Origin of the sequence: Sphingosinicella terrae, assembly GCF_003347635.1 — a bacterium.
In the GTDB taxonomy this organism is placed as follows: domain Bacteria; phylum Pseudomonadota; class Alphaproteobacteria; order Sphingomonadales; family Sphingomonadaceae; genus Allosphingosinicella; species Allosphingosinicella terrae.
On the sequence record NZ_QDFY01000001.1, the window covers coordinates 445681 to 470396 of the forward strand.

The 24716-nt window shown below is 67.8% G+C and carries 20 protein-coding genes and 2 tRNA genes; 17 read left to right on the forward strand and 5 right to left on the reverse strand.

All coding sequences use genetic code 11. The features are described from left to right. Positions 1–35 precede the first annotated feature (35 nt). On the forward strand, positions 36–1292 hold the full coding sequence (gene clpX, locus DDE10_RS02110) for an ATP-dependent Clp protease ATP-binding subunit ClpX (protein ID WP_114951054.1): 1257 nt from the start codon (positions 36–38) through the stop codon (positions 1290–1292). A gap of 72 nt (positions 1293–1364) precedes the next feature. Here the strand turns inward: clpX and DDE10_RS02115 are convergent, their stop codons facing one another. The 3 genes from DDE10_RS02115 to DDE10_RS02125 form a co-directional block, all read right to left on the reverse strand. After that, positions 1365–4454 (reverse strand): DUF3857 domain-containing protein, encoded by a 3090-nt coding sequence (locus DDE10_RS02115; RefSeq protein ID WP_114951055.1) that lies wholly within the window; start codon positions 4452–4454, stop codon positions 1365–1367. Between the two features lie 273 nt (positions 4455–4727). Beyond that, entirely contained in the window at positions 4728–5456 is a 729-nt protein-coding gene (locus DDE10_RS02120) for a COG3904 family protein (protein WP_284734387.1), read from the reverse strand. 8 nt (positions 5457–5464) lie between these two features. Continuing rightward, positions 5465–5980, reverse strand: coding sequence for a hypothetical protein (locus tag DDE10_RS02125; RefSeq protein WP_114951056.1), 516 nt, complete (start codon positions 5978–5980; stop codon positions 5465–5467). A 207-nt stretch (positions 5981–6187) separates the two neighbouring features. On the opposite strand from DDE10_RS02125, the gene lon reads away from it, so the two are divergent. The 16 genes from lon to DDE10_RS02200 all read left to right on the forward strand — a co-directional run bounded on the left by lon (position 6188) and on the right by DDE10_RS02200 (position 22367). After that, complete coding sequence (lon, locus tag DDE10_RS02130) at positions 6188–8599, forward strand: endopeptidase La (protein WP_114951057.1); 2412 nt, start codon at positions 6188–6190, stop codon at positions 8597–8599. Between the two features lie 361 nt (positions 8600–8960). Next, the gene (locus DDE10_RS02135) at positions 8961–9236 is read left to right on the forward strand and encodes an HU family DNA-binding protein (protein WP_114951058.1); all 276 of its coding nucleotides are present in this window, start codon (positions 8961–8963) and stop codon (positions 9234–9236) included. Between the two features lie 121 nt (positions 9237–9357). Further along, positions 9358–9432, forward strand: a tRNA-Val gene (locus DDE10_RS02140). Positions 9433–9484: 52 nt separating this feature from the next. Then, entirely contained in the window at positions 9485–10240 is a 756-nt protein-coding gene (locus DDE10_RS02145; protein ID WP_114951059.1) for an ATP-binding cassette domain-containing protein, read from the forward strand. Next, positions 10237–11778, forward strand: coding sequence for an ABC transporter permease/substrate-binding protein (locus DDE10_RS02150; protein ID WP_114951060.1), 1542 nt, complete (start codon positions 10237–10239; stop codon positions 11776–11778). Before DDE10_RS02145 ends, DDE10_RS02150 begins: the two co-directional genes overlap by 4 nt. Positions 11779–11855: 77 nt before the next feature. Next, on the forward strand, positions 11856–12149 hold the full coding sequence (locus DDE10_RS02155) for an usg protein (RefSeq protein ID WP_284734388.1): 294 nt from the start codon (positions 11856–11858) through the stop codon (positions 12147–12149). Beyond that, positions 12146–12460 (forward strand): DUF167 domain-containing protein, encoded by a 315-nt coding sequence (locus tag DDE10_RS02160; protein ID WP_284734389.1) that lies wholly within the window; start codon positions 12146–12148, stop codon positions 12458–12460. The genes DDE10_RS02155 and DDE10_RS02160 overlap by 4 nt, the downstream gene beginning before the upstream one ends. A gap of 652 nt (positions 12461–13112) precedes the next feature. Next, positions 13113–13235, forward strand: coding sequence for a hypothetical protein (locus tag DDE10_RS23705; protein ID WP_284734390.1), 123 nt, complete (start codon positions 13113–13115; stop codon positions 13233–13235). Further along, positions 13232–13321, forward strand: coding sequence for a potassium-transporting ATPase subunit F (locus DDE10_RS02165; protein WP_114951063.1), 90 nt, complete (start codon positions 13232–13234; stop codon positions 13319–13321). Before DDE10_RS23705 ends, DDE10_RS02165 begins: the two co-directional genes overlap by 4 nt. Positions 13322–13333: 12 nt before the next feature. Beyond that, entirely contained in the window at positions 13334–15052 is a 1719-nt protein-coding gene (gene kdpA, locus DDE10_RS02170) for a potassium-transporting ATPase subunit KdpA (protein WP_114951064.1), read from the forward strand. 13 nt (positions 15053–15065) lie between these two features. Beyond that, entirely contained in the window at positions 15066–17108 is a 2043-nt protein-coding gene (kdpB, locus tag DDE10_RS02175) for a potassium-transporting ATPase subunit KdpB (protein ID WP_114951065.1), read from the forward strand. A gap of 10 nt (positions 17109–17118) precedes the next feature. Next, entirely contained in the window at positions 17119–17709 is a 591-nt protein-coding gene (kdpC, locus tag DDE10_RS02180; protein ID WP_114951066.1) for a potassium-transporting ATPase subunit KdpC, read from the forward strand. Beyond that, entirely contained in the window at positions 17706–20393 is a 2688-nt protein-coding gene (locus DDE10_RS02185; protein WP_114951067.1) for a sensor histidine kinase, read from the forward strand. The genes kdpC and DDE10_RS02185 overlap by 4 nt, the downstream gene beginning before the upstream one ends. Next, the gene (locus DDE10_RS02190; RefSeq protein WP_114951068.1) at positions 20390–21067 is read left to right on the forward strand and encodes a response regulator; all 678 of its coding nucleotides are present in this window, start codon (positions 20390–20392) and stop codon (positions 21065–21067) included. Before DDE10_RS02185 ends, DDE10_RS02190 begins: the two co-directional genes overlap by 4 nt. Positions 21068–21210: 143 nt before the next feature. Then, positions 21211–21287, forward strand: a tRNA-His gene (locus DDE10_RS02195). Between the two features lie 30 nt (positions 21288–21317). Then, the gene (locus DDE10_RS02200) at positions 21318–22367 is read left to right on the forward strand and encodes a Glu/Leu/Phe/Val dehydrogenase dimerization domain-containing protein (protein ID WP_114951069.1); all 1050 of its coding nucleotides are present in this window, start codon (positions 21318–21320) and stop codon (positions 22365–22367) included. 153 nt (positions 22368–22520) lie between these two features. Here the strand turns inward: DDE10_RS02200 and DDE10_RS02205 are convergent, their stop codons facing one another. Beyond that, on the reverse strand, positions 22521–23501 hold the full coding sequence (locus DDE10_RS02205) for an SDR family oxidoreductase (protein ID WP_114951688.1): 981 nt from the start codon (positions 23499–23501) through the stop codon (positions 22521–22523). A 235-nt stretch (positions 23502–23736) separates the two neighbouring features. Next, a complete protein-coding gene (locus DDE10_RS02210; protein ID WP_114951070.1) occupies positions 23737–24657 on the reverse strand; it encodes a DMT family transporter in 921 nt (306 codons plus the stop codon). Positions 24658–24716 lie beyond the last annotated feature (59 nt).

A 24716-nucleotide genomic window follows, 5' to 3' on the forward strand; every position in this document is an offset into this window, starting at 1 on the left:
GTAAGGCGGACCGGAATCCGGTCTGAAGGAAGATTATGACGAAGCTCAGCGGCGGCGACAGCAAGAGCACCCTCTATTGCTCGTTCTGCGGGAAATCGCAGCACGAGGTGCGCAAGCTCATCGCCGGCCCGACCGTGTTCATCTGCGACGAGTGCGTCGAGCTCTGCAACGACATCATCCGCGAGGAGACCAAGTCCGCGCTGGTGAAGACCCGTGACGGCGTCCCGACGCCGGCGGAGATCTGCAAGGTGCTGGACGATTATGTGATCGGCCAGCACCACGCCAAGCGGGTGCTCTCGGTCGCGGTCCACAACCATTACAAGCGTCTCGCTCACGGGGCGAAGGGCGGCGACGTCGAGCTCGCCAAGTCGAACATCCTGCTCGTCGGCCCGACCGGCTGCGGCAAGACCCTGCTCGCCCAGACGCTGGCGCGGATCCTCGACGTGCCCTTCACCATGGCCGACGCGACCACGCTGACCGAGGCGGGCTATGTCGGCGAGGATGTCGAGAACATCATCCTGAAGCTGCTCCAGTCGTCCGACTACAATGTCGAGCGGGCGCAGCGCGGCATCGTCTATATCGACGAGATCGACAAGATCAGCCGCAAGTCGGACAACCCCTCGATCACCCGCGACGTGTCGGGCGAGGGCGTCCAGCAGGCGCTTCTGAAGCTGATGGAAGGCACGACCGCGAGCGTTCCGCCGCAGGGCGGCCGCAAGCATCCGCAGCAGGAATTCCTCCAGGTCGACACGACCAACATCCTGTTCATCTGCGGCGGCGCCTTCGCCGGCCTCGAGAAGATCATCGGCGACCGGCTCGAGGGCAAGTCGATCGGCTTCGGCGCCCATGTCGCCGCACCGGACGAGCGCCGGACCGGCGAGGTGCTTCGCCATACCGAGCCGGAGGATCTGCTGAAATTCGGCCTGATTCCCGAATTCGTCGGCCGCTTGCCGGTGATCGCGACGCTCGAGGACCTCGACACCGACGCTTTGGTCAAGATCCTGCGCGAGCCCAAGAACGCCCTCGTCAAGCAGTATCAGAAGCTGTTCGACATGGAGGACGTCAAGCTCAGCTACACCGACGACGCCCTCATCGCGACCGCGAAGAAGGCGATCGAGCGCAAGACCGGCGCCCGCGGCCTGAGGTCGATCATGGAGAATATCCTCCTCGACACGATGTTCGACCTGCCCTCGATGGACGGCGTCGACGAGGTGCTGATCGACAAGGACGTGGTCGAAGGCCGCAAGGAGCCGGTGCGGATCTACGCGAAGAAGGCCGAAGACGCCGCCTGAGCGTAAAATCGCTTCTGTCTCGAACGGGCGCGCCGGCCGGGCGCGCCCGTTTTCGTTTGCGTCCTCGGCCGCTCAGGGCGTGATTCCGTAGCGCCGATATTCGCTGTCGATGTCGAACTGCAGCCGCCGTGCCGCGGCAAGATCCTGCTCCCCGGCTTCACGCGCGCCGCTGCGGATGCGCGCGACCCCGCGGACATACAACGAGGCGGCCTGAAGCGGCTGGAGCGCCAGGGCCGCGTCGGCGTCGGCGATCGCTTCCTCGGTTCGCCCGAGCCGAAGCTTGACCAGCGCACGGCTGTCGAGGGTCGGCGCATTGGCTTCGGAACGAAGCGCGCCGTCGCAATCGGCGAGCGCTTCGTCGAGCTGGACGTTGAGGGTCCCCCTGATCCAGCAGCGCGAGTTGAGCAGCAGCCGATTCTCGGGTTCCACTGCCAGCGCTGCGCTGATCGCGTTCACCGCGCCTTCGGCGTCGCCGGCGTCGGCGAGGAGCTGGGCCCGGACGGCCTGCACCTCGTAGGGCTGAAGACCGGCCGTGACGGCGTGGGAGTCGAGCGCCCGAAGGGCCTCGGCAAGGGCCGTTCGCGCTTCTTCTGGTCGGCCGAGGCCCGCCATCACCTGCGCGCGCTGCCCGAGCAGCCATGGATCGCTGTTCGCCTCGGCCGGGATGGCGGCGAAGGCGGCCGCCGCTTCGTCCGCTTCGTCGCGCATGGCATGGATCTGGGCCTTGAGGACGAGCGCGCCGACATGTCCGGGCTCATGGCCCAGGATCGCCTGGAGATCCGCCATCGCGGCGTCGAGGCGTCCGAGGCGCAGATAGGCCTCCGCTCTGCGGCCGAGGCTGTAGCGATTGTCCGGATCGAGCTCGATCGATCGAGTTAGTGAACGCGCCGCGTCTTCCGGATGGCCCTGGGCGAGGTGAAGCAATCCATATCCCTGATGGACGACGAAGGTGCTCTGGTCCCGGCGCATCGCGTTCGCCAGCGCGGCGCCGGCTTCGTCGAGTCGCCCGAGATGGACCAGCGCGATGCCGCGATTGGCATGAGCGGTGGCCCAGTCGGGTGCGAGCGTGAGCGCCTGATCGAAATCGGCGAGCGCTTCCTCCAGCTGGCCCGCGCCCATCTTGCGATAGCCTGCCTCGACGAGGCTCGAGGCGGTCGTGGGCGAAGCCTCGTCGCCCTCGTCTGCCGACGAAGCGGTTTGGATCGGCACGGCTGCCGAAGCGATGAGGAAGGCGCTGTCGTCGGTGATCTCGCGCAGCGCGGCGACGCTCGCACGCGCCACCTCGGCCGGAATCTCCCGCGCGACATGCTGGAAGCGCGTGCGGGAGACGGCTCGTCCGTCGGCGATGCGCAGCCGTCGGCTGAGCCGGGTGCCGGCGACGACCCGTTCGAAGCTCTCGCCCTCGATCGAAAAGCCGCGGCCTCCTTGCGGCAGGATGATCGTCTCGACCATCTCCATGAAGCCGGGCGCCGAGAGCGCGTAGGGCGCGTCCTGGTATGGACCGTCGGGCCGTTCGAAATCGGCATCCCAATCGATAGTGCTGTTGTCGAAGCGGAAGCGATGGGAGGTCACGCCCGGATTGCGGCCCCAGTTCATCTTCAACCTGCCCCTGACGACGAGCGTGAAGGTGCCCGCTTCGGGGTCGTCGTCGAGGGTGGCGTCGGTGATGCTTTCGTCGGTTCCTGCGAGGTCGAGGGTCGCCTCCCGCGTCTGGCGCAGATATTCCTCCCGGCCGATCTGCGACACGCCCGTTCGGATCGCGATCGCCATGTCTCCGCGCCAGATAGTCTCGATGACGAACGGTGTCGTCTCTCCGAAGCCGCTCGCCGCGTCGTAGGTGACGGCGTAGCTCATCAGCGGCTCTGCCGGCGGCGTGTAGGGCAGGGCCTCGAGGGCCGCGCCACCGGGCCGGACGGGAAGCCCCCAGCCGAGCGTCGTCGAGGAGAGCACGGCGAGGCTGCGGTCACCCGTCCTGGTGCCATCGAGCCAGTAGGAGCGGCCGCCGATCCGGGCCCGCACGATGACATGGTCGAACTGGCCCATCTGAGGCAATCGCTGGTCGAGCCCGTCGTTCATCCGCGCGCTGACGAGCACCGGCTCGGCCTCGATGCCGAGCGCCCGCAGCAGGGCGACCAGCATCACCGTCTTGGCCTTGCAGTCGCCGTAGCGGCGCGACCAGGTCTCCGCGGCGGGCGCGGGCAGATAATTGCCGTCGCCGATGACGACGGCGAAATAGCGTATGTCGTCCTGGACCAGCCGCAGCGCCGCCATCGCCCGGGCTTCGGGTGCGGCATGCTGCGCTGCGATCCGCTCGGCCTCGGCACGGAGCGTCGAATCGGGGGACAGCCGGCTCGCTTCCTCGTAATAAGGTGCGACCAGGGCGCTGATCTCCTCCCAGCCGGCGAACTGGGTGATCTGGAACATCGTGGGAAGGGCATAGCGGCCTGGGGCGCCTTCCGGCGGCAGCGGTCCCTCGGCATCCTCGAGATCGAGCCTCAACTCGGTCCCCAGCGGCGTGCGGCGGGTCTGCGCGGCGTCCATCCGCTCGGTTCCGCGCCAGCGCATGGTCACGCCCTCGGGCCAGATCTGGCGGATATGGTAGCGCTCGATCGGCGAGCCGTAGGGAAGCGCGAAGAAGCTCTCGCCGCGGAGCGGGAGGGCGCCGGCGCGGCGGCGGATCGTGTAGGCGAAGTGGAGGACGTCGCCGACGAGAAGCCCCTCGGCCTGCATCACCGCGGTATGGACGCCGTCGAGTATCGCCGCTTCGAGATTGTTCTCGCGGCGCAGAACGGTGAAGGTTTGTCCCTGCGCCAGCAGGTCGATGACGTTCGAGCCGCGGATGATCCGGACCTTGTGGACGATGAGGTCCTGCTGCTCGGGCCGCCACGGCAGCACGATGTCGCCGAAGCCCTGGAGGCCCTGCTGGGTCTGCACCAGCGCCGCCATCTCGAGATAATATTCGTGGGCGTCGGGCCCATAATAGGTCTGGGCGTCGACCAGCAGGATCTGTCCGGGCCGGTCCCGACGCGCGGGATCGGGATCGGGCAGGGCGCGCGCTTCCACCCAGTCCGGGGCCGGCGCGATAGTGGGTTCGGCCTGGGCGCGAGCCGCCGTCGGCGCGGCCGCCAGGACGAGCAGAAGAATGAAGATGTAGCGCAGCATGAGCCCCCCGATCGCGGAGCTCAGAATGCCGTTCTTCTGACGAAACTCAAGTGGGGGCAGATGATCGCGCGGCGATGATCCTCCTGGAATCTTGACCGCGACGCTTCTTCTTTTCGTACAGGCGGGGCAGTGGGCACCTACCGCCGGAGCCTGCGACGCGTCGTTGCCGTGGAGAATGGCGGGCGCGAGCAGGAACAGCGCGGTGCGACAAAGGCGCGGTCGTATGTAGCAGCGTTCGCGTTATGGCCTTTGGCGGAACGGCGGCCGTGCCGCCTACTTCGCGTTGCCGCCCGGACGGTCCTGCTCGATGATCTCGGTGGCGACATTGTACCGAAGCACTTCCTGCTGGCTGAGGCAGCGCCGGGTCTCGCGGCTCTGGGCGTTCGCCACCGAGGGCACCTGGTACATGACGTTGGTGAGCAGGTCGCGAGAGACGCCCATGCGGATCAGGAAGTCGTTGTCCTGGGTCGCGAGCAAGGCGGAGCTCTGCTCGACCTCGGCGATGAGGCCGATCGTGCTGTCCTCGCCGCGGGCGACGCTACCCCGGATCGCGTCCCGGTCCTGGGTATGGGTGAACATGTGGACCATGAAGATCCCGCCCGGATCGACGAACCGGGCCATGCCGCCCATGAACATGAAGTTGCAGGCGGAAAAGCAGGTCCATCCCTGCGGGATGCGGGTGATCATGCCGTTGTCGCGGATGATCCGGCCGGCCTCATTGCCCTCGCGCGCATCGCCGCCGGGAGAACGGAACCAGATCTCGTTGATTTCCGGATTGGCATCGAGCGCTGCCTGCAGCCGCTCGGCGGTGCCGTCGTCGATATAGCCTTCGGCGAGGAGGACTCGGCGGCCGTCCACCTCCTGCGGGGTGAATCGCATCTCCCGATAGTTGGAGACGTTCAGGCTGGTCGGGCAGCTCGGATTGCTCGGATCCATCTGAGCCTGCGCGGCCTGCGCCGACAAGAGCGCGGCCAGGCCGAGCAGGGACGCGAATTTGCGCATGTCTCTCCTCAGACGCGAACGTAGCGGGTCGACGGCGGCCGTCGGCACATCTGCTTGGGCGCGCGGGTCTCCTCGCCGTCGACGATGACGATGTCGGTGACGGTCATGCAGTCGCCGCCACCGGCTTCAGGTGCCTGGGCGGTGACGACCGACTGGCCGCGCACGCCCGGACGTGTCTCGCTCTCCCACTCGACCGTCGTGCCGACGCCGCCGCGGACCGCTTCCTCGGTCGCGGCTGCCGCCTTCTGCTGCTCGCACTGGTCGAGCAGGCTAGCGATCGCCTCGCCGAGCAGCTCGCCGACCGGAAGCATCGAGGTGACGGTGCTGGCAGCGCCGCCGACGCGGCCGCCGAACATCCCCGCCATGCTGCCGAGCATGCCGCCGATCGCGCGGCCGCGGCTGCGGCGCTCGTTCGACGTCGGGCATTGATTCTCGTCGGACTGCGCCGCGAGCGCGGGTGACGCCAGCGGCAGCGTCGTAGAGACCAGCATCAGCGGCGCGGCGATGATGAGCGCACGAAACATCGAAACCTCCCCAACAGGATGAAAATTCTAGACCCCGGCCCTGAGGCGGTCAATTGCTAAGGCCGACTGCCCCGCGCCTGAACGGCCTTCATTGATGCGCGAAGGCAATGGCCCCATATGACGGGACAAGCGTTCCGAACGAAGCGTCGTGCGGCGAACACCGACGATGCGGCGACGAAAGCACGGGCGCACGAGAGTGGAGTATCGATGAGCACGACCTATCCCGTCCTTCCCCTTCGCGACATCGTGGTGTTCCCGCACATGATCGTCCCGCTCTTCGTCGGCCGCGACAAGTCCGTCGCCGCCCTCGAAAGCGCGATGGCCGCGGACAAGAGCATCTTCCTGGTGTCGCAGCTCGATCCGGCCGAGGATGATCCCGACCGCGAGGCGCTCTACGACCTTGGCGTCGTCGCCACCGTGCTGCAGCTCCTCAAGCTCCCCGACGGCACCGTGCGCGTCCTCGTCGAAGGCCGCCAGCGCGCGTCGCTGAAGGCTCTGAAGCCGGAAGGCACCCATCTCGCCGCCGAGATCGACTTGATCGAAGGCGAAGAGCCCGACGGCGCCGAGGTCCAGGCGCTGATGCGCTCGGTCGTCGAGCAGTTCGAGAATTATTCGAAATTGAACCGCAAGCTCCCGGCCGAGACCGCGGTCCAGCTGGGCCAGATCGAGGAGCCGTCCAAGCTCGCCGACGCGGTCGCCGCCAACATCAACATCAAGGTGTCGGACAAGCAGGCTTTGCTCGCGGAGCTCGATGCCGTCCGGCGCCTCGAAATGGCCTTCGCCTTCATGGAAGGCGAGCTGGGCGTGCTCCAGGTCGAGAAGAAGATCCGCTCGCGCGTCAAGCGCCAGATGGAGAAGACCCAGCGCGAATATTATCTGAACGAGCAATTGAAGGCGATCCAGCGCGAGCTCGGCAATGCCGGCGAGGGCGAGGAAGGCGACGAGCTCGCCGAGCTCGCCCGGAAGATCGAGCGCACCAAGCTGTCCAAGGAAGCGCGCGGCAAGGCCCAGTCCGAGCTCAAGAAGCTGCGGGCGATGGCGCCGATGTCCGCCGAGGCGACGGTGTCGCGCAACTATCTCGACGTGCTGCTCGGCCTCCCCTGGGGCAAGAAGTCGAAGCTGAAGCACGACATCGGTGAGGCCGAGCGGATCCTCGACGAGGACCATTATGGCCTCGAGAAGGTCAAGGAGCGGATCGTCGAATATCTCGCCGTCCAGGCCCGCACCAACAAGCTCAAGGGCCCGATATTGTGCCTGGTCGGCCCTCCCGGCGTCGGCAAGACCTCGCTCGGCCGCTCGATCGCGCGCGCGACCGGACGCGAGTTCGTCCGCCAGTCGCTGGGCGGCGTCCGCGACGAGGCCGAGATACGCGGCCACCGCCGCACCTATATCGGCTCGCTGCCGGGCAAGGTCGTCAGCAACCTCAAGAAGGCGGGCACGTCGAACCCGCTCTTCCTGCTCGACGAGATCGACAAGCTCGGCCAGGATTTCCGCGGCGACCCTGCCTCGGCGCTGCTCGAGGTGCTCGATCCGGAGCAGAACAGCAAGTTCCAGGATCATTATCTCGAGATCGACTACGACCTCAGCGACATCATGTTCGTGACCACCGCGAACTCGATGGACATGCCGCAGCCTCTGCTCGACCGGATGGAGATCATCCGGCTCGAAGGCTATACCGAGGACGAGAAGGTCGAGATCGCCAAGCGCCATCTCATCGCCAAGCAGATCGAATCGCACGGCCTCAAGGAAGGCGAGCTGACGCTGACCGAGGAGGGGCTGCGCGCGCTGATCCGCTTCTACACCCGCGAGGCCGGCGTGCGCACGCTCGAGCGCGAGATCGCCAAGATTGCGCGCAAGGCGCTGCGCCAGATCCTCGAGGGGAAGGCGGAGGCGATCACCGTCACGCCCGACAATCTCGGGGTATTCGTCGGGGTGCGCAAGTTCCGCCACGGGATGAGCGAGGCCGAGGACCAGATCGGCGCCGTTACCGGGCTCGCCTGGACCGAGGTCGGCGGCGAGCTGCTCACCATCGAGGCGGTGACCGTGCCCGGCAAGGGCCAGATCCGGACCACCGGCAAATTGGGCGAGGTCATGCAGGAATCGGTGCAGGCCGCCTTCTCGTTCGTGAAGGCGCGCTCGCCCAGCTATGGCGTCAAGCCGAGCCTGTTCGGCCGCAAGGACATCCACGTCCACTTGCCCGAGGGAGCGGTGCCGAAGGATGGGCCGTCCGCGGGCATCGGCATGGTCACGGCGATCATCTCGACGCTGACCGGCATCCCGGTTCGCCGCGACGTCGCCATGACCGGCGAGGTCACCTTGCGCGGCCGCGTCCTGCCGATCGGCGGCCTCAAGGAGAAATTGCTCGCGGCGCTGCGCGGCGGCATCTCCAAGGTACTGATCCCGGCCGAGAACGAGAAGGACCTCGCCGAGATCCCGGCCAATATCAAGGAAGGGCTGGAGATCGTCACCGTCAGCCATGTCGACGAGGTGCTCGTCCATGCCTTGGCGACGCCGGTCGTGCCGATCGTCTGGACCGAGGCCGACGATCTCGCCGCGATCCCGCCCTCCGAGCTCGGCCGCGACGGCGAGGACAGGCCGGCGGGCTCGATCCGGCACTGACGTAGTCCAATCCTTCCCGCGATTTCGCGGGGAGGGGGACCATGCCAAATGATCAGGTCGCCATGTCCCCCGGACATGGTTGGGCAGTGCGGGGCACTGCCCACCTGATCATGGTGGAGGGGGTTCTAGCGCCGCAAGTGCCCCTCCACCGCGTTTCACGCGGTCATGTTCGGGCCGCCCTGCTCCGGCAGGACTGCGGCTTGCGGGGCAAGCCGCACCCGAACATCCCCGGCAAAGGCCGGGGAGGAAGAGCCGGCGGCCCGTTCACCCTCTTTCCTTTTGACTCTCTCCCCCCTCATGGCCTTTAAATGGACGACGGCGACTAGCCGCGAGTCATTCGGGAAGCAGGGGTTCGGGAGAGATGAACAAGCAGGAGCTCATCGGCCACGTCGCTGAGGTGACGGGATCCGGCAGGGGGGAGGCTTCCCGAGCGGTCGAGGCGGTTTTCGAGACGATCACCGATGCCCTGAAACGGGGCGACGAGGTCCGCCTGGTCGGCTTCGGCACCTTCTCCTGTTCGCGCCGCAAGGCGTCGACCGGTCGCAACCCGCGCACCGGCGAGCCGATGCAGATTCGCGAATCTACCCAGCCCAAGTTCAAGCCGGGCAAGGGCCTCAAGGATGCCGTCAACGGCTGACCCGGCAGGCGTCCGCGCCCGCTGGACAGCCTTCGGCGCCGTCGCTATTGACCGCGGCCTGTTGCGGCACCATCTGCCGGCAACCCGATCGGACGACCACATCGGATCGGCTCGAAGGCGTGGGCGCGTAGCTCAGTGGTAGAGCACTGTGTTCACACCGCAGGGGTCGCAAGTTCAATCCTTGCCGCGCCCACCACGCCTTCCTTTTCCTTTTTCTCCAGCGGAGCGGGACGACGGCTGAGCCGCCGCTGATCGCCCTATCCGGGGTCACGCGCCGTCACGCCGGACGCCCGGCGCTCGACCGCGTCGAGTTCGAGGTCGGCCGGGGCGAGTTCGTCGCCCTGGTCGGCCCCTCCGGCTCCGGCAAGACGACCTTGCTCAAGACGATCAACCGGCTGGTCGAGCCGGACGAGGGCTCGGTCCGCCTCGACGGACGCGACGTGCGCTCCCTGGAGGCCCCGGCGCTGCGGCGGAGCATCGGCTACGTCTTCCAGGATATCGGCCTGTTCCCGCACATGTCGGTCGCCGATAATGTCTGGATCGTTCCCCGGCTGCTCGGCGATCGGGACGGCCGCGAGGGGCGAGTGGCCGAGCTACTCGATCTGGTCGCGCTGCCCCGCGACTTTGCCGGCCGCTATCCGGCGTCGCTTTCGGGTGGACAGGCGCAGCGGGTCGGCGTCGCCCGCGCGCTGGCGGCGGGGCCGAAGCTGGTCCTGATGGACGAGCCGTTCGGCGCCCTCGATCCGGTGACCCGCGATGCGCTCGGCCGCAGCTGGCGAGGCCTTCACGACCGGCTCGGCCTCACCACCATCATGGTCACCCACGATCTCGCCGAGGCTTTGCTGCTCGCCGACCGCATCGTCGTACTCATCGCCGGTCGCATTCGTGCCGACGCAGCGCCGGCGGTGCTGCTTCGCGGCAGCGACGATCCCGAGGTGGCGGCCCTGGTCGAAGTGCCCCGGCGGCAGGCAGCGCGGCTTGCCGGGCTGGCGGGGCCGGCATGAACCCGGCTCTGTCGGAGGCGCTGGCGGCGCTGCCCACGCTCGTCCGGTCACACCTTCTCTTGTCCGCCTGCGCTATCGCGCTCGGCATTCTCGTTGGGCTCCCGCTCGCCATCTGGGCGGCCGCCGATGGCCGCGCACGAACGCCTCTGCTCGCCCTTGCGGGCCTCGTGCAGACGGTACCGGCCTTGGCCCTGCTCGCGCTCTTCTATCCCGCTTTGCTAATCCTGGGCGAGGCGACCGGCCTTGCCGTGCCGGCGCTCGGCTTCCTGCCCGCCTTGATCGCGCTCAGCCTCTATGCGCTGCTGCCGATCCTCCGCAACGGTGTCGCCGCCATAAGCGGAATTGCGCCGAGCCTGATCGAGGCCGCCAATGGCCTCGGCATGACCCGGCGCCAGCGCCTGACGATGGTCGAGCTTCCGCTCGGCGCGCCGGTCATCCTTGCCGGCATCCGCACCGCCGCCGTCTGGACGATCGGCGCCGCCACGCTGGCGACGACGGTCGGCCAGCCGAGCCTCGGCGACCTCATCTTCTCCGGCCTCCAGACCGAGAATTGGGTGCGCGTGCTGGTCGGCTGCGCTGCCGCGGCGGCGCTCGCCTTGCTCGTCGACGGCCTGCTCGCCCTGGTCGAATCCGGACTGGCGCGGCGGAGGCCGCTGCGCGTCTGGGCCGGTGCCGCGGCGACGCTGGCGCTGGTCGGCGCGGCGCTGCTGCCCGCCGGCGGCGCCGCCCCCGGCGGCGAGACCGTGACGATCGGCGCCAAGAACTTCTCCGAGCAGTATATCCTGGCGAGCGCCATCGAGCGCCGGCTCCAGGCAGCGGGTTACCGCACCCGCCGCCGCGACAATCTCGGCTCCACCGTCGCCTATCAGGCGCTCGCCGCCGACGATATCCAGGTCTATGTCGATTATGGCGGGACCTTGTGGGCCAACATTCTCGGCCGCGCCGAGGCGCCGCCGCCGCGGCAGATGCGGGCGATCCTGGCTCGCCAACTTGACGAGCGCGACGGCGTGCGTCTGCTCGGCCCACTCGGCTTCGAGAATGCCTATGCGCTCGCCATGCGGCGCGATCGCGCCGAGGCGCTGGGAGTCTCCTCGCTCGACGACCTCGCCCGCGCCGCGCCGCGGCTTCGGCTCGGCGCCGACCTCGAATTCCTGACCCGGCCGGAATGGCGGTCGGTCCGCGACGCCTACGGCATCGCCTTCGCGGAGCAGCGATCCTACAGCCCGACCTTCATGTACCGGGCGATCGCCGACGGCTCGGCCGACGTCATTACCGCCTTCTCCTCGGATGGCCGCATCGCCGCGCTCGACCTCGTCCTGCTCGCCGATCCGCGTCGAGCCTTGCCCTCCTACGAGGCGCTCGTGCTGGTCTCGCCGGGCCGGGCAGGGGATTCCCGCTTCGCCGAGGCGCTGGCGCCATTGATCGGCCGCATCCAGGTCGAGCGGATGCGGCGCGCGAACCTGCTCGTCGATCGTGATTCGGACAAGCGCACCCCGCTCGAAGCGGCTTGTCTCCTCGATCCGTTTCAGGCTTGTTAACCATGCGCGGGTTACCAAGAAACCCGACAAAGGATCGCGAGTTGAATTGAGGGAAGGACTGAAGAAGGAGCCGTAACGTGCGTAGCGAATTCGGTTTGAATGCTTCCGATCAGGATTTCCGGCGGCAGCTCCAGGGCTATGGCCTCAGCACCGTCGAGATCAGCTATTACATGCCCGATCACCCCGCGCTCCTGCAGCTCTTCGTCTATCAGCATTACGACGTCGCGCCCCGGTTCCCGGTGCTGCGCGACTTCCTCGACCACTGGCGCCGCGAGGTCGAGGCGGCGCTCCATTCGGTTCGAGTCGCCCACAACCATCTCATCGGCCCGGCCGAATGGCGGGCGGTGGACGGGGTCATCACGATCAATTGAGCCAGCTCCCCTGGACTTCGGAAGGCGACGGAGTCCGCGTCGCCGTCCGGGTGACGCCGCGGGCGAAGCGTAGCGCCTTCGCTGGCCTCGTCGACACCGGCGACGGCCGCGTTGCACTCGCCGTCAAGCTCGCCGCGCCGCCGGTCGACGGCGCCGCCAACGAAGCGCTGGTCGCCTTCCTGGCCGAGCATTTCGGTCTTTCCCGCTCGTCCGTCTCCATCCTTTCCGGCGAAAAGGCGCGGTTGAAGATCGTCCGATTTGCAGGACTCTCGGCTGAAGCGCTGTCGAACCGCCTGATGCCGAAGGGATAGTGCCAGCCGCCTGAGGCCGTCCGCCGATGTCGATCTTCAAGTCCCTCCTCCTGGAGGGAACGGGCAATGCGGGGGTGCTAATGTGGAGATCGAGGCTCGAGCTGCATGAAACAGGTCGATCCGGGCCCCGGCTGTCTCAACGATCCGTCCGACTTTACACGATCTTTACGCGGGCAGGGACCAACACATATAGCATCCTAACGCAGGTTAGGCGCAATCGGTCCCGGGTCGGACGTCTCCGCGTCCGGGAACCGAGAGGACCTTTCGTGTCTCGCGCCTGCTTCGCGCCCCTTCGCACCATCGGCCTTGCTTTCTCTTCGCCCGCCTTCGCGCAGGAGGAGGAAGCTGGGCCGACGGCCACCATCGCCGGTGGGGTCGCGCTGGCGTCGCAAGACCGCGTCCGCGGCATCTCGCTGTCCAACGACAAGGCTGTGCCGCGGCGCACGATCAACCTCGAACATGCCCCTGCGGCTGGCGTGTCGAGGAGTCGATCGGAGCGAAGGTCGACCGACGCAACCTCACCGTCCATGTCGCCCCTGTCGATATCGGCCTCGGCGCGGTCGAGGCCGCACAAGGCGGCGCCATCCAGGACATCGCCGAAGCGACCGTCCCGGCGACGCGGGCCGCAAGCTTCCGATCAGAAGGGACGATCATGACCGACCTCATCTGGCTCGGCATCATCCTCGGGATGACGCTGCTCGGCTTCCTCTACCTCGCGCTGCTTGGCGACTCCGGATTCGAGCCGGGCGCAGGCGGTGAGGAGTCCGGCGCATGACGCTCGACATCGGGCTGGGCGGCCTCACCGCGATCTTCCTCCTCCTCTACCTCGTGGCCGTGCTCGCGCGGCCCGAGCGCTTCTGAAGGGACCCCGTCATGGCGAACACGACGCCCGAGGGCTGGATCCTCATCGGCGGCTTCATCGTCCTCACCGTGGCGATGGCGAAGCCGTTCGGCCTGTGGCTGCACGCAATCTACGAAGGGCGGCGGACCTGGCTGAGCCCGATCGTCGGGCCGGTCGAGCGGCTGCTCTACAAGGTCGGCGGCGTCGATCCGGCGCGCGAGCAGGGCTGGCGCGGCTATGCGGTCGCGCTGTTCCTGTTCAATGCGATCGGCATCCTGTTCCTCTACGCGCTGCAGCGTGTGCAAGGCGTGCTGCCTTTGAACCCGCAGGAATTTTCCGGCGTCGCTCATCCGGTCGCGTTCAACACCGCCATCAGCTTCGTCACCAACACCAATTGGCAGAGCTACGGCGGCGAGACGACGATGTCGCACCTCGTCCAGATGCTCGGCCTCACGGTCCAGAATTTTGTCTCGGCGGCGACCGGGATCGCGATCGCCTTCGTCCTGATCCGCGGCTTTGCACGCCGGGAGACCCGGGAGCTCGGCAACTTCTGGGCCGATCTCACCCGCATCACGCTCTACATCCTGTTGCCCTCCTGCTTCGTCTACGCGCTCCTTCTGGTCTTCCTGGGCGTTCCGCAGACGCTTGCCGGATCGGTTGCCGCCACGACGATGGAAGGAGCCGGGCAAGTCATCGCCCTGGGACCGGTGGCCTCGCAGGTTGCGGTCAAGATGCTCGGCACGAATGGCGGCGGCTTCTTCAACGTCAACGCGGCGCACCCGTTCGAGAATCCCGGCGATCTTTCGAACCTCGTCCAGATGCTGTCGATCTTCGCGCTTGGCGCGGGGCTCACCTGGACGTTCGGCAGGGCCGTCGGCAACACGAAGCAGGGATGGGCCATCCTCGCCGCGATGTTGGTGCTGTTCGCCGCCGGCGTCTCGAGCGCCTACATCGCCGAGGCCTCGGGCAACCCCATCCACCATGCGGCGGGCGTCGATCCTTCCGGCGGCAACATGGAGGGCAAGGAGACTCGTTTCGGGCCTGCTGCCTCGGCTCTGTTCGCCACCGTCACTACCGCCGCCTCCTGCGGGGCGGTCAATTCGATGCACGACAGCTTCACGCCGGTCGGCGGGTTGATTCCGCTGTTCAACATTCAGCTGGGCGAGATCATCGTCGGCGGCGTCGGCGCCGGTCTCTACGGCTTCCTGCTCTTCGCCATTCTCGCCATCTTCGTCGCGGGTTTGATGGTCGGCCGTACGCCCGAATATCTTGGGAAGAAGATCGAAGCGCGCGAGATCAAGCTGGCGGTGCTCGCCATCGCCATCCTGCCGCTGTCGATCCTCGGCTTCACCGCGCTTGCCTCGGTCATGCTGCAGGGCCTGGAGGGCCTGCAGGACAGCGGCCCGCATGGCATGTCGGAGATGCTCTACGCATATTCATCCGGCACCGGGAATAACGGCTCGGCCTTCGCCGGGCTCACCGCCTCCAACGATTTCTGGGGGCTGACGCTCGGCATCGCCATGTTCCTCGGGCGGTTCTTCGTGATCTTCCCGGCACTCGCCATCGCCGGCTCGCTTGCCGCCAAGAAGCCGATTCCCGCCGGTGCCGGCTCGTTCCCGACCACGGGACCGCTCTGGGTCGGGCTGCTCGTCGGCCTGATCCTGATCGTCGGCGGTCTCACTTTCCTGCCCAGCCTCGCGCTCGGGCCGGGTGCCGAGCAGCTCGCGATGCTGCGCGGGCAGACCTTCTGAAGAGGGCGAACTCATGTCCTACCATCCTCCAAAGCGTTTGTCGGTCTTCAGCTGGGAGCTGATGGGACCCGCCATCGTCGGGTCCTTCCGCAAGCTCGATCCCAGGCAGCTGGTCCGCAACCCGGTCATGTTCGCGACCGCGATCGTGGCGCTGTTGCTCACCGTATTGCTCGCTTCCGGTCACGTGGCGGCGTCGATCGGCTTCCAGGTCCAGCTCGTCTTGTGGCTCTGGCTGACGGTGCTGTTCGGCAATTTCGCCGAAGCGCTGGCAGAGGGGCGCGGCAAGGCCCAGGCCGATTCGCTGCGCGACACGAAGGCGCAGCTGTGGGCGAAGCAGCTCATCGGCGTCGGCGACGTCTGGGATCGTGTCCCCGCCACCCGGCTGATGGCGGGCGATCGGGTCTTGGTCGAGACCAACGACCTGATCCCTGCCGACGGCGAGGTGGTCGAAGGCGTGGCCTCCGTCAACGAAGCGGCGATCACCGGCGAGTCCGCCCCGGTGATCCGCGAAGCGGGCGGAGACCGCTCGGCGGTGACGGCGGGTACCCGCGTCATCTCCGATTGGATCAAGGTGCGCGTGTCACAGGAACCCGGACAGGGCTTTCTCGACCGGATGATCGCGCTCGTCGAAGGCGCCCAGCGCCAAAAGACGCCGAACGAGATTGCGCTGACGATCCTGCTCGTCGGACTCACCATCATCTTCCTGATCGCGGTCTCGACCATCCCCAGCTTCGCGGCCTATGCCGGCGGCTCGATCGCCGTGCCTTTGCTTGCGGCGCTGCTGATCACGCTCATCCCGACCACCATCGCCGCCCTGCTGTCGGCGATCGGAATCGCGGGCATGGACCGCTTGGTGCGCTTCAACGTGCTTGCCAAGTCCGGCCGGGCCGTCGAGGCGGCCGGCGACATCGACGTCATCCTGCTCGACAAGACCGGTACGGTCACGATCGGCGACCGCCGCGCGACGGAGTTCCGGCCGGTGAGCGGCGTCTCCGCCACCGAGCTGGCCGAGGCCGCGTATCTGGCCAGCCTCGCCGACGAGACGCCCGAGGGTCGCTCGATCGTCGCTTTGGCAAGGGAGAGATACGGCCTGCCGGAACGGCAATTGCCGCAAGAAGCCAAGTTCGATCCGTTCACCGCCCAGACTCGATTGTCCGGCGTGGAGGTCGACGGATCCCGTATCCGCAAGGGCGCGGTCGATGCCATCCTGGCCCATACGCCCGGCGCGGCCGACAGCGCTGCGGCGGCGGAGCTTCGCCGGATCACCGAGGAGATTGCCCGATCCGGCGGCACGCCGCTTGCCGTCGAGCGTGACGGGCGCCTCCTCGGCATCCTTCACCTCAAGGACATCCTCAAGGCCGGCATGCGCGAGCGTTTCGCCGAGCTCAGGCGCATGGGCATACGAACGGTGATGATCACCGGCGACAACCCGATGACGGCGGCAGCGATCGCGGCGGAGGCAGGCGTCGACGATTTCCTCGCCGAGGCGACACCCGAGGACAAGCTGGCCCTGATCCGGCGCGAGCAGATCGGAGGACGCCTCGTCGCCATGTGCGGCGACGGCACCAACGACGCTCCGGCGCTCGCTCAGGCCGATGTCGGGCTCACCATGAACACCGGCACCCAGGCGGCGCGCGAGGCGGGCAACATGGTCGATCTCGACAGCGACCCGACCAAGCTCATCGAGGTCGTAGGCCTCGGCAAGCAGCTGCTGATGACTCGAGGAGCCCTGACGACGTTCTCCGTGGCGAACGACGTGGCCAAATATTTCGCGATCATCCCGGCGATCTTCGTCATCCTCTATCCCAGCCTCGGCATCTTCAACGTCATGGGGCTGGAAAGTTCGCAAAGCGCGATCCTGTCGGCGATCATCTTCAATGCGTTGATCATCCCGGCACTGGTGCCGCTGGCGCTCAAGGGGGTCCGGTACCGCCCGGCGCCCGCCGCGCAGATCCTGCGGCGCAACCTGGCCATATACGGGGTCGGCGGCATCGTCGCTCCGTTCATCGGCATCAAGCTCATCGACATCGCCGTCAACGGCCTCGGCCTCGCTTAAGGAAAGACCTATGAGCAACGACATCAAAGGCGCGCTTCGCCCGGCGATCGGCATCTTCGTCCTGCTGGCGCTGATCACCGGCCTTATCTACCCGCTCGCGATCACCGCCATCGCTCAGGCCGTTTTCCCGCATCAGGCGAATGGCAGCCTGGTTCGCGAAGGCGACATCATCGTCGGGTCGGAGCTGGTTGGGCAGGGCTTCGTCTCGCCCCGCTATTTCCACCCGCGCCCTTCTGCCGCTGGCGACGGCTATGACGCGTCAGCCTCATCGGGCTCCAATCTCGGTCCCACGTCCGCCGATCTCGAGGCGGCGGTCGTCGAGCGGGTCGCCGCCGCGCGCGCCGACGGTGTCACCGGACCGGTGCCCGCCCACATGGCGACCGCCTCGGGCTCAGGCCTCGACCCGGACATTTCGCCGGCAATGGCCATGGCGCAGGTCGATCGCATCGCCTCGGCGCGCGGGATGCCGCCGCAGGCGTTGCGCCAGCTGGTCGAACGGTCGATCGATCACCCTACTCTGGGCGTGCTCGGCGAATCCCATGTGAATGTGTTGCGGCTCAATCGACAGCTGGACCGGATGGCGCCACAATCGCGGCCGTGAACCGGCGCGCCCCAAGCGAAATCCCGCGTCCTTCCCCGGAGGCCCTTCTGCGCGAAGCCGCGCAGGAGGGCCGCGGCCGTCTCAAGCTCTTTCTCGGCGCCGCACCGGGCGTCGGCAAGACCTTCGAGATGTTGAGCGACGGCGCCAACCGCCGTCGCGGCGGGCTGGACGTCGTCGTCGGCGTGGTCGAGACTCACGGCCGGGTCGAGACCGAAGCGCTCGTCGAGGGCTTCGAGATCGTCCCGCGTCGCGAGATCGAGTATCAAGGGCGCACCCTCGCCGAGATGGACATCGACGCCATCCTCGCGCGGCGACCGGCCCTGGTCCTGGTCGACGAGCTCGCCCACACCAATGCCCCGGGTAGCCGCCATCCGAAACGCTATCAGGACGTCGAGGAAATCCTTGCAGCCGGCATCGACGTTTATTCGGCCGTGAACATTCAGCATCTCGAAAGCCTGAACGATGTCGTCGCGTCCTTCACCAAGGTTCGCGTTCGTGAAACGGTGCCGGACCGCGTGCTCGAGAATGCCGAGATCGAGGTGGTCGACATTCCGCCCGACGAGCTGATCGAGCGGCTGAAGGAAGGGAAGGTCTACATTCCGCACGAGGCGACGCGGGCGCTCGGCCACTTCTTTTCGAAGTCGAACCTGTCCGCGCTTCGCGAGCTTGCCCTGCGCCGCGCCGCCCAGGCCGTCGATGCCCAGATGCTCGATTACCTTCGCGCCCATGCCCTGGCCGGCACCTGGGCAGGCGGCGAGCGGATCGTCGTGGCCGTGAGCGAGCTTGCGAGCGCCGAGGGGCTGGTACGGGCGGCCAAGCGCATCGCCGATGCGCAGCGGGCACCGTGGACCGCCGTCCATATCGAGAGGCCGCGCAGCGCCCGGTTCGGCGAGGACGAGCAGCGGCGCCTCGCCGCGACGATGCGGCTTGCCAGCCAGCTGGGAGCGCAAGTCGCGTCCGTGCCCGCGACCAACGTCGTTGAAGGCATCAAGCGCTTCACCGAGGAAGCCCGAGCCACCCAGCTGGTGGTCGCCAAATCGGCCCGCTCGCGGTGGTTCGAGCTTCGCCATGGCTCGGTCGTCGACAGGCTCGTCCGTGAAACGCCCGGCGTCACCGTCCACGTTCTTCCCTTCGATGAGCCGCAGGGGACGGCGCCGCCGCCATCGAAGAAGATCGACCGCTCCGCCGACGCCTGGGGTAGACCGAGCGGCTACGGGCTTTCAGCCGCCCTGGTGGCACTCGTCACCGCCGCCGGCGCTACCATCTACGCGCTTGGCAGCATCACCAATATCGGCCTTCTCTTCCTCATTCCGGTCATGGCCGCCGCGACGCGCTACGGGCTCCGCACGGGCCTGTTCACCAGCCTTCTCTCCTCGCTGGCCTATAATTTCTTCTTCATCCCGCCGCTCTACACGTTCACGATCCAGGATCCGCAGAATATCCTGACCGTGCTGGTGCTGCTTGGCGTGGCGTTCGTGACCAGCCAGCTCGCCGCGCGCATCCGGGCGCAGGCCGACCTGGCACAGCGCAGCGCCGGCCAGAACGCCGTTCTGGCGGGGTTCGCCCGGTCCCTCACGACGACCACCGACCGCAACGAACTGGGGACGATCCTGTGCGGTGAGGTTTGCCGGCTGCTCGAGGTCGACACCGTCCTCCTGCTCCCGAGCAAGAAGGGCCTCGAGCTTGTCTCCGCGGTGCCGCCGGAAAACCGCCTGGAGACGATCGAGCAGGCCGCGGCGCACTGGGCGTTCGAGCACAGGCAGCCGGCCGGCCGCGGGTCGGAGACGCTGACGGCTTCCGACTGGCTGTTCCATCCGCTCGCAGCGGGGGAGAACGTGCTGGGCGTGTTCGGCCTGGCCAGGGCTCAGGGCGGGGATCCGATCCGATCCGATCAGCTCCCGCTGCTTCTCAGCTTGCTGGACCAGGCCGCCTTGGCTCTGGAGCGGATCGGGCTGGCAGCGGAGATGTCCACGATCACCCAGCTGAAGGAGCGAGACCGTCTACGCGCAGCTCTGCTCTCCTCCGTAGGTCACGATCTGCGGACTCCGCTGACGACCATCCTCGGCTCGATTTCCGAGCTCAAGCAGTCCGAGGTGGCCGATCCCGACCTGATCGCCTCGATCCACGCCGAGGCCGAACGGCTCAACCGTTTCATCGCCAACCTGCTCGATATGGCGCGGATCGAGGCCGGAGCCCTGCGCCTGTCCCTCGAGCCGGTCGACCTCACGGATGCCGTCGCCACTGCCGCGCACGATCTGAAGCGGCAGCTGGGAGGTCATGCGATCAAGCTGGACGTCTCGCCGGAGCTTCCGCTCGTCCGAGTCGATCCGCAGCTGTTCCACCATTGCCTGATCAACCTGCTGGAGAATTCCGCCAAATATGCCGATGCCGGGACACCCATCGAAGTCACGGCGCGAAGGATGCGGGACGGCATCAGCCTGTCCGTCATCGACCAGGGCCCCGGGCTGCCGCCGGGCGACGAGACCAGGGTGTTCGAGACCTTCACCCGGATGGAGGGCTCCGATCGCAAGGGCGGAACCGGCCTCGGCCTCGCCATCGTCAAGGGATTCGCCGAAGCCATGGGTCTGGGCGTCGCCGCCCTCAATCGCGACGATCCGCGCGGCGCCTGCTTCATGATCCGGTTCCCCGAAACCCTTCTCGTGAAGACCGGCGCGACGGCATGACCGGCGAACAAAGAATACTCATCGTCGACGATGAGCGCGCAATCCGCCGATTGCTCGGGCTCGCGATGGAGCGCGCCGGCTACCGTGTCGTGGAAGCCGAGAATGCGAGGGAAGCGCTCTCCTCGCTCCAGATCGATAAGCCGGTGGCCGTGCTGCTCGATCTCGGCCTGCCCGATCGGGATGGCCTGGAGCTGGTGCCTCTGATGAAGGCCGGCGGCGCCGCCGTGCTCGTCATCTCGGCGCGAGAGGCGACCGACCAGAAGGTCATCGCGCTCGATCTCGGCGCCGACGACTATGTCACGAAGCCATTCGACACCGAGGAGGTTCTCGCCCGTATCCGCACCGCGCTCCGCCATCGCCTCGCGACGGACGCCCCCGTGGTCACCGCCGGCAACGTCACGATCGACCTCCTGGCCCGCCGCATCACCCGGTCCGGCGAAGAAATCCATCTGGCACCCAAGGAATATGGCTTTCTCGCCGAACTGGCCCGCCATGCAGGTCGGGTCGTCACGCACGCTCAGCTGCTCCGCGCCGTCTGGGGCCCGGCTCATGAGCGCGATGTGGAATATCTCCGCGTCGCCGCACGCGGCGTCCGCAGGAAGCTGGAGCCGGATCTGTCGACGCCGAGCCTGATCCGGAACGAGCCCGGCATCGGATATCGCCTGGTCGTGTAGGCGAGGCGCTCTCATGGATGCGCCGAAAGCTGACGGTGGCTGCCAAGGTGCGAAGCGCATCTTCGCGATCCTCAGCCAGGGCGACTCCGATCCTTGACGCTGGACCACCCCGGCTCCTATGTGCCCGCAGCATCACATGCATGGCGACCGTAGCTCAGCTGGTTAGAGCATCGGTTTGTGGTACCGAGGGTCGCGGGTTCAAGTCCCGTCGGTCGCCCCATCATCCCCCTGCGGGGAAACAGGAAAATCAATGGATTCGCTTTGGGATTCTCCCGATTTCGACGAGCATGAGCTCGTCCAGTTCATCCACGATCGGGAGAGCGGCCTGCGCGCGCTGATCGCGATCCATTCCAGCCATCTCGGCCCGGTCGGCGGCGGCGTTCGCTTCTGGCACTATGCCAAGTCCGGCGACGCCGTCGTCGATGCGCTGCGCCTGTCGCGCGGCATGAGCTACAAGAATGCGATGGCCGGCCTGCCCCTCGGCGGCGGCAAGGCGGTGATCCTCGCCGATTCGCAGCGGACCAAGACGCCGGAGATGCTTGCCGCCTTCGGCCGCGCCGTCGAGGCGCTCGCCGGCCGCTACGTCACGGCCGAGGATGTCGGCATGAGCGTTGCCGACCTCTCCGCCATCTCGAAGCAGACCCGCCACGTTGCCGGCCTGCCGGTGGGCGAGGGCGAGGTCGGCGGCGATCCGGGGCCCCATACCAGCTACGGCGTCTATCTCGGCATCTGCGCCGCGGCGAAGCGCGCGCTCGGCCGTGACAGCCTGGCGGGCGTCCATATCGCCCTCCAGGGCGCCGGCAGCGTCGCCGGCGGGGTCGCCCGCCGCGCCGCGGCCGATGGCGCCCGGCTCAGCATCGCCGACATCGATGGCGATCGCGCCCGCCGCCTTGCCGACGAGGTCGGCGGCACCGTGGTCGCGCCGGACGAGGTGCTCTTCCTCGAGGCGGACGTGGTCAGCCCGAACGCGCTCGGCGCCATCCTGGACGAGCAGTCGATCCCGCGCCTGCGCACGACCGTCGTCGCCGGCGGCGCCAACAATCAGCTCGCCACCCCCGAGGATGGCGACCGCATCCACCAGCGCGGCATCCTCTACGCGCCCGACTATGTCATCAATGCCGGCGGCATCATCAACGTCTCGACCGAATATGTCGGCGACGGCGACGCCGATACCGTCCGCGGACGGATCGAGGCGATCCCCGGGCGGCTCGAGACGATCTGGGACGAAAGCATCGCCACCGGTCGCAACGCTGCTGCGGTCGCCGACGACATGGCCCGGCGCCTGATCGGACGCGGCTGAGCCGGGGCAGGGCGAGGCTCCCGTCCGGGCCCTCGCCATCCCGCCGGATCCCGCGATCGGCCGACCCTGAGCGAAGCGACCGAAGCTGCCTCGGCCTCGGCGCCCGCGTCCTTCGCCCGGCCTGCGTGGCGATGGAGATGCCGGTCGTCTCGGCTAACCCGCCGCTTCCCGGCGGCGGCTCCACAATATTCCTCCGACGATCGCGCCGACCCCAAGGGTCGCCGCAACCGCGGCGGCGGCACGCCTCTGCCGCGGCTTGCGAAAACCGCCGTCCACCTGCCCGTCGTCGGCGGGCGGGGCGAAGAGGTTGCCGGCGCTCACCGCTGCGCGCCCGGCGCGTTCGAAATAGAGGCGCATGAACAGGTTCATCGCGGCGGCGCCCGCATTCGGGGCGAGCAGCTGGACGAGCTTCATCGCCGCCGCGGGCGCACCGAGCACCGTCGTCGGCCGGGGGCGATCGGCCAGCCGGACGACCGCTTTCGCGACGGTGCGAGGATCGAGCACGCCTGGCGGCACCGAAGTCGCGCGTCCGACATAATTGCCGGCATGGCGCATCGCCGGCGTGTCGACGAAGGTCGGATAGACGTCGCAGACGTGGATGTCGGGATAGGCGGACAGTTCTCCGCGCAGCGCCTGCGAGAAGCCGCGCAGGCCGAACTTGCTCGCGCTGTAGGCGGCGGCCCAGGGCGCCGGCACGAAGGCTCCGGCCGAGATCATGTTGACGAAGGTGCCGCGCCCTTGCTCGAGGAAGATCGGCAGCACCGCATGAGCGTCGTTGACGTGCCCGATCAGGTTCGACTCGATGACGCGGTGATGCGCCTCGATCGGCACTTCGTGGAACTTGCCGACCGCACCGACGCCGACATTGCTGAACCACAGATCGATCCCGCCGAGCCGGTTCCGCGCCTCCCGGGCGAGCGCCGCCACGGCCGCCGCGTCGGTGACGTCGGTGGGAACCGTCAGCACCTCCGCGCCATGTTGGCGACAGCGCTCGGCCACCGCCTCCAGCGCCTCCGCGCTGCGCGCCGCGAGGACGATCCGCGCGCCCTCACGGGCGAACGCCTCTGCCGTCGCTGCGCCGATCCCGCTCGACGCGCCGGTGATCACCACTTTCAGGTCTTTCGAAGCTGCCATGTCCATCTCCTCCCTGCGCAACGCGCGGCGGGTCGAATGCGGTGCCTGCGCCTCGAAAAACGGGCGCGGGTCGTGCACGCGCCGGTCGAAGTCCACGCATTCCCTGGGGCACCCGCTGCCGCAGCGGGCGAGCAGAAAATAGAACCGAATCAATATACTAGCGGCTAGAGCGATATCTCCGCCCTTTGCCGACCCTAGGTATTTTCGATTATTTTATTCGGTGAGGCCGGACGGATCAGACTTCGAGCCCGGCCCGGTGCGGCTTGTCGCGGCCCAGCCGGTGCTCGCGATAGATGGTGTAGAGGCCGCTGCCGATGATGACGGCGGCGCCCGCCCAGGTGGTCGCCGGCGGGTGGGTGCTCCAGATCAGCCAGCCGAGCAGCACCACCCAGAGCAGCTGGACATAATCGAGCGGCACCACCACGGCGACCGGCGCGAAGCGCAACGAGGCGGTCAGGCACAATTGGCCGATGCCGCCGGTCAGCCCCATCACCGCCAGGATCAGCCATTCGGACGGCGCATGCGCCTCGCCGTAGAAGGGAATGAGCAGGCCCAGCACCAGGGTCGAAAGCCCTGTGAACCACAGGACCGTGGTCGGCGTGCTCTCGGTGCGGCCGATCTGGCGGATGGTGATCGTGACCGCGGCGACCCCGAGCGCGCCGCCCAGCGCGAGCGCCAGCCCTTCCGGCGGCAGCGCCGATCCGCTCGGCTGCATCACGATGGTGACGCCGAGGAGGCCCAGGGCGACCGCGCTCCAGCGGTGACGGCCGACCGGCTCGGCGAGGACCAGCGCCGACAGGATCACCGAGAAGAGCGGCGCCGCGAAGCTGATCGTCGTCGCTTCGGCGAGGGGCAGGTAGCCCAGCGCGCTGAACCCCATCACCATCGTCGTCAGCCCGATCGCGGCGCGGCCGATATGGGCGAAGGGCCGTTTCGTCCGCCACGCACCGAGATTGCCGGTCGCCGCCATCCAGGCGAGCAAAGGCGGCAGCCCAAAGGCGAAGCGGTAGAAGGCGATCTCCGCGAGCCCGATCCCGGCCTCGTGGGAGAGCTTGATCATCGCCGCCATCACCGCGAAGGCGAGCGCCGCCCCGAGCCGGGCGGCGATCCCGAGCGGGCGGCTCTGCGCCGGCGGCTGAGCGACGGAAACGTCCATGAAGCTCGCCCCCCTGCGCGAGGAAAGGCCAAAGCTCAAGGGGAGGGGCGGCGGGTCCC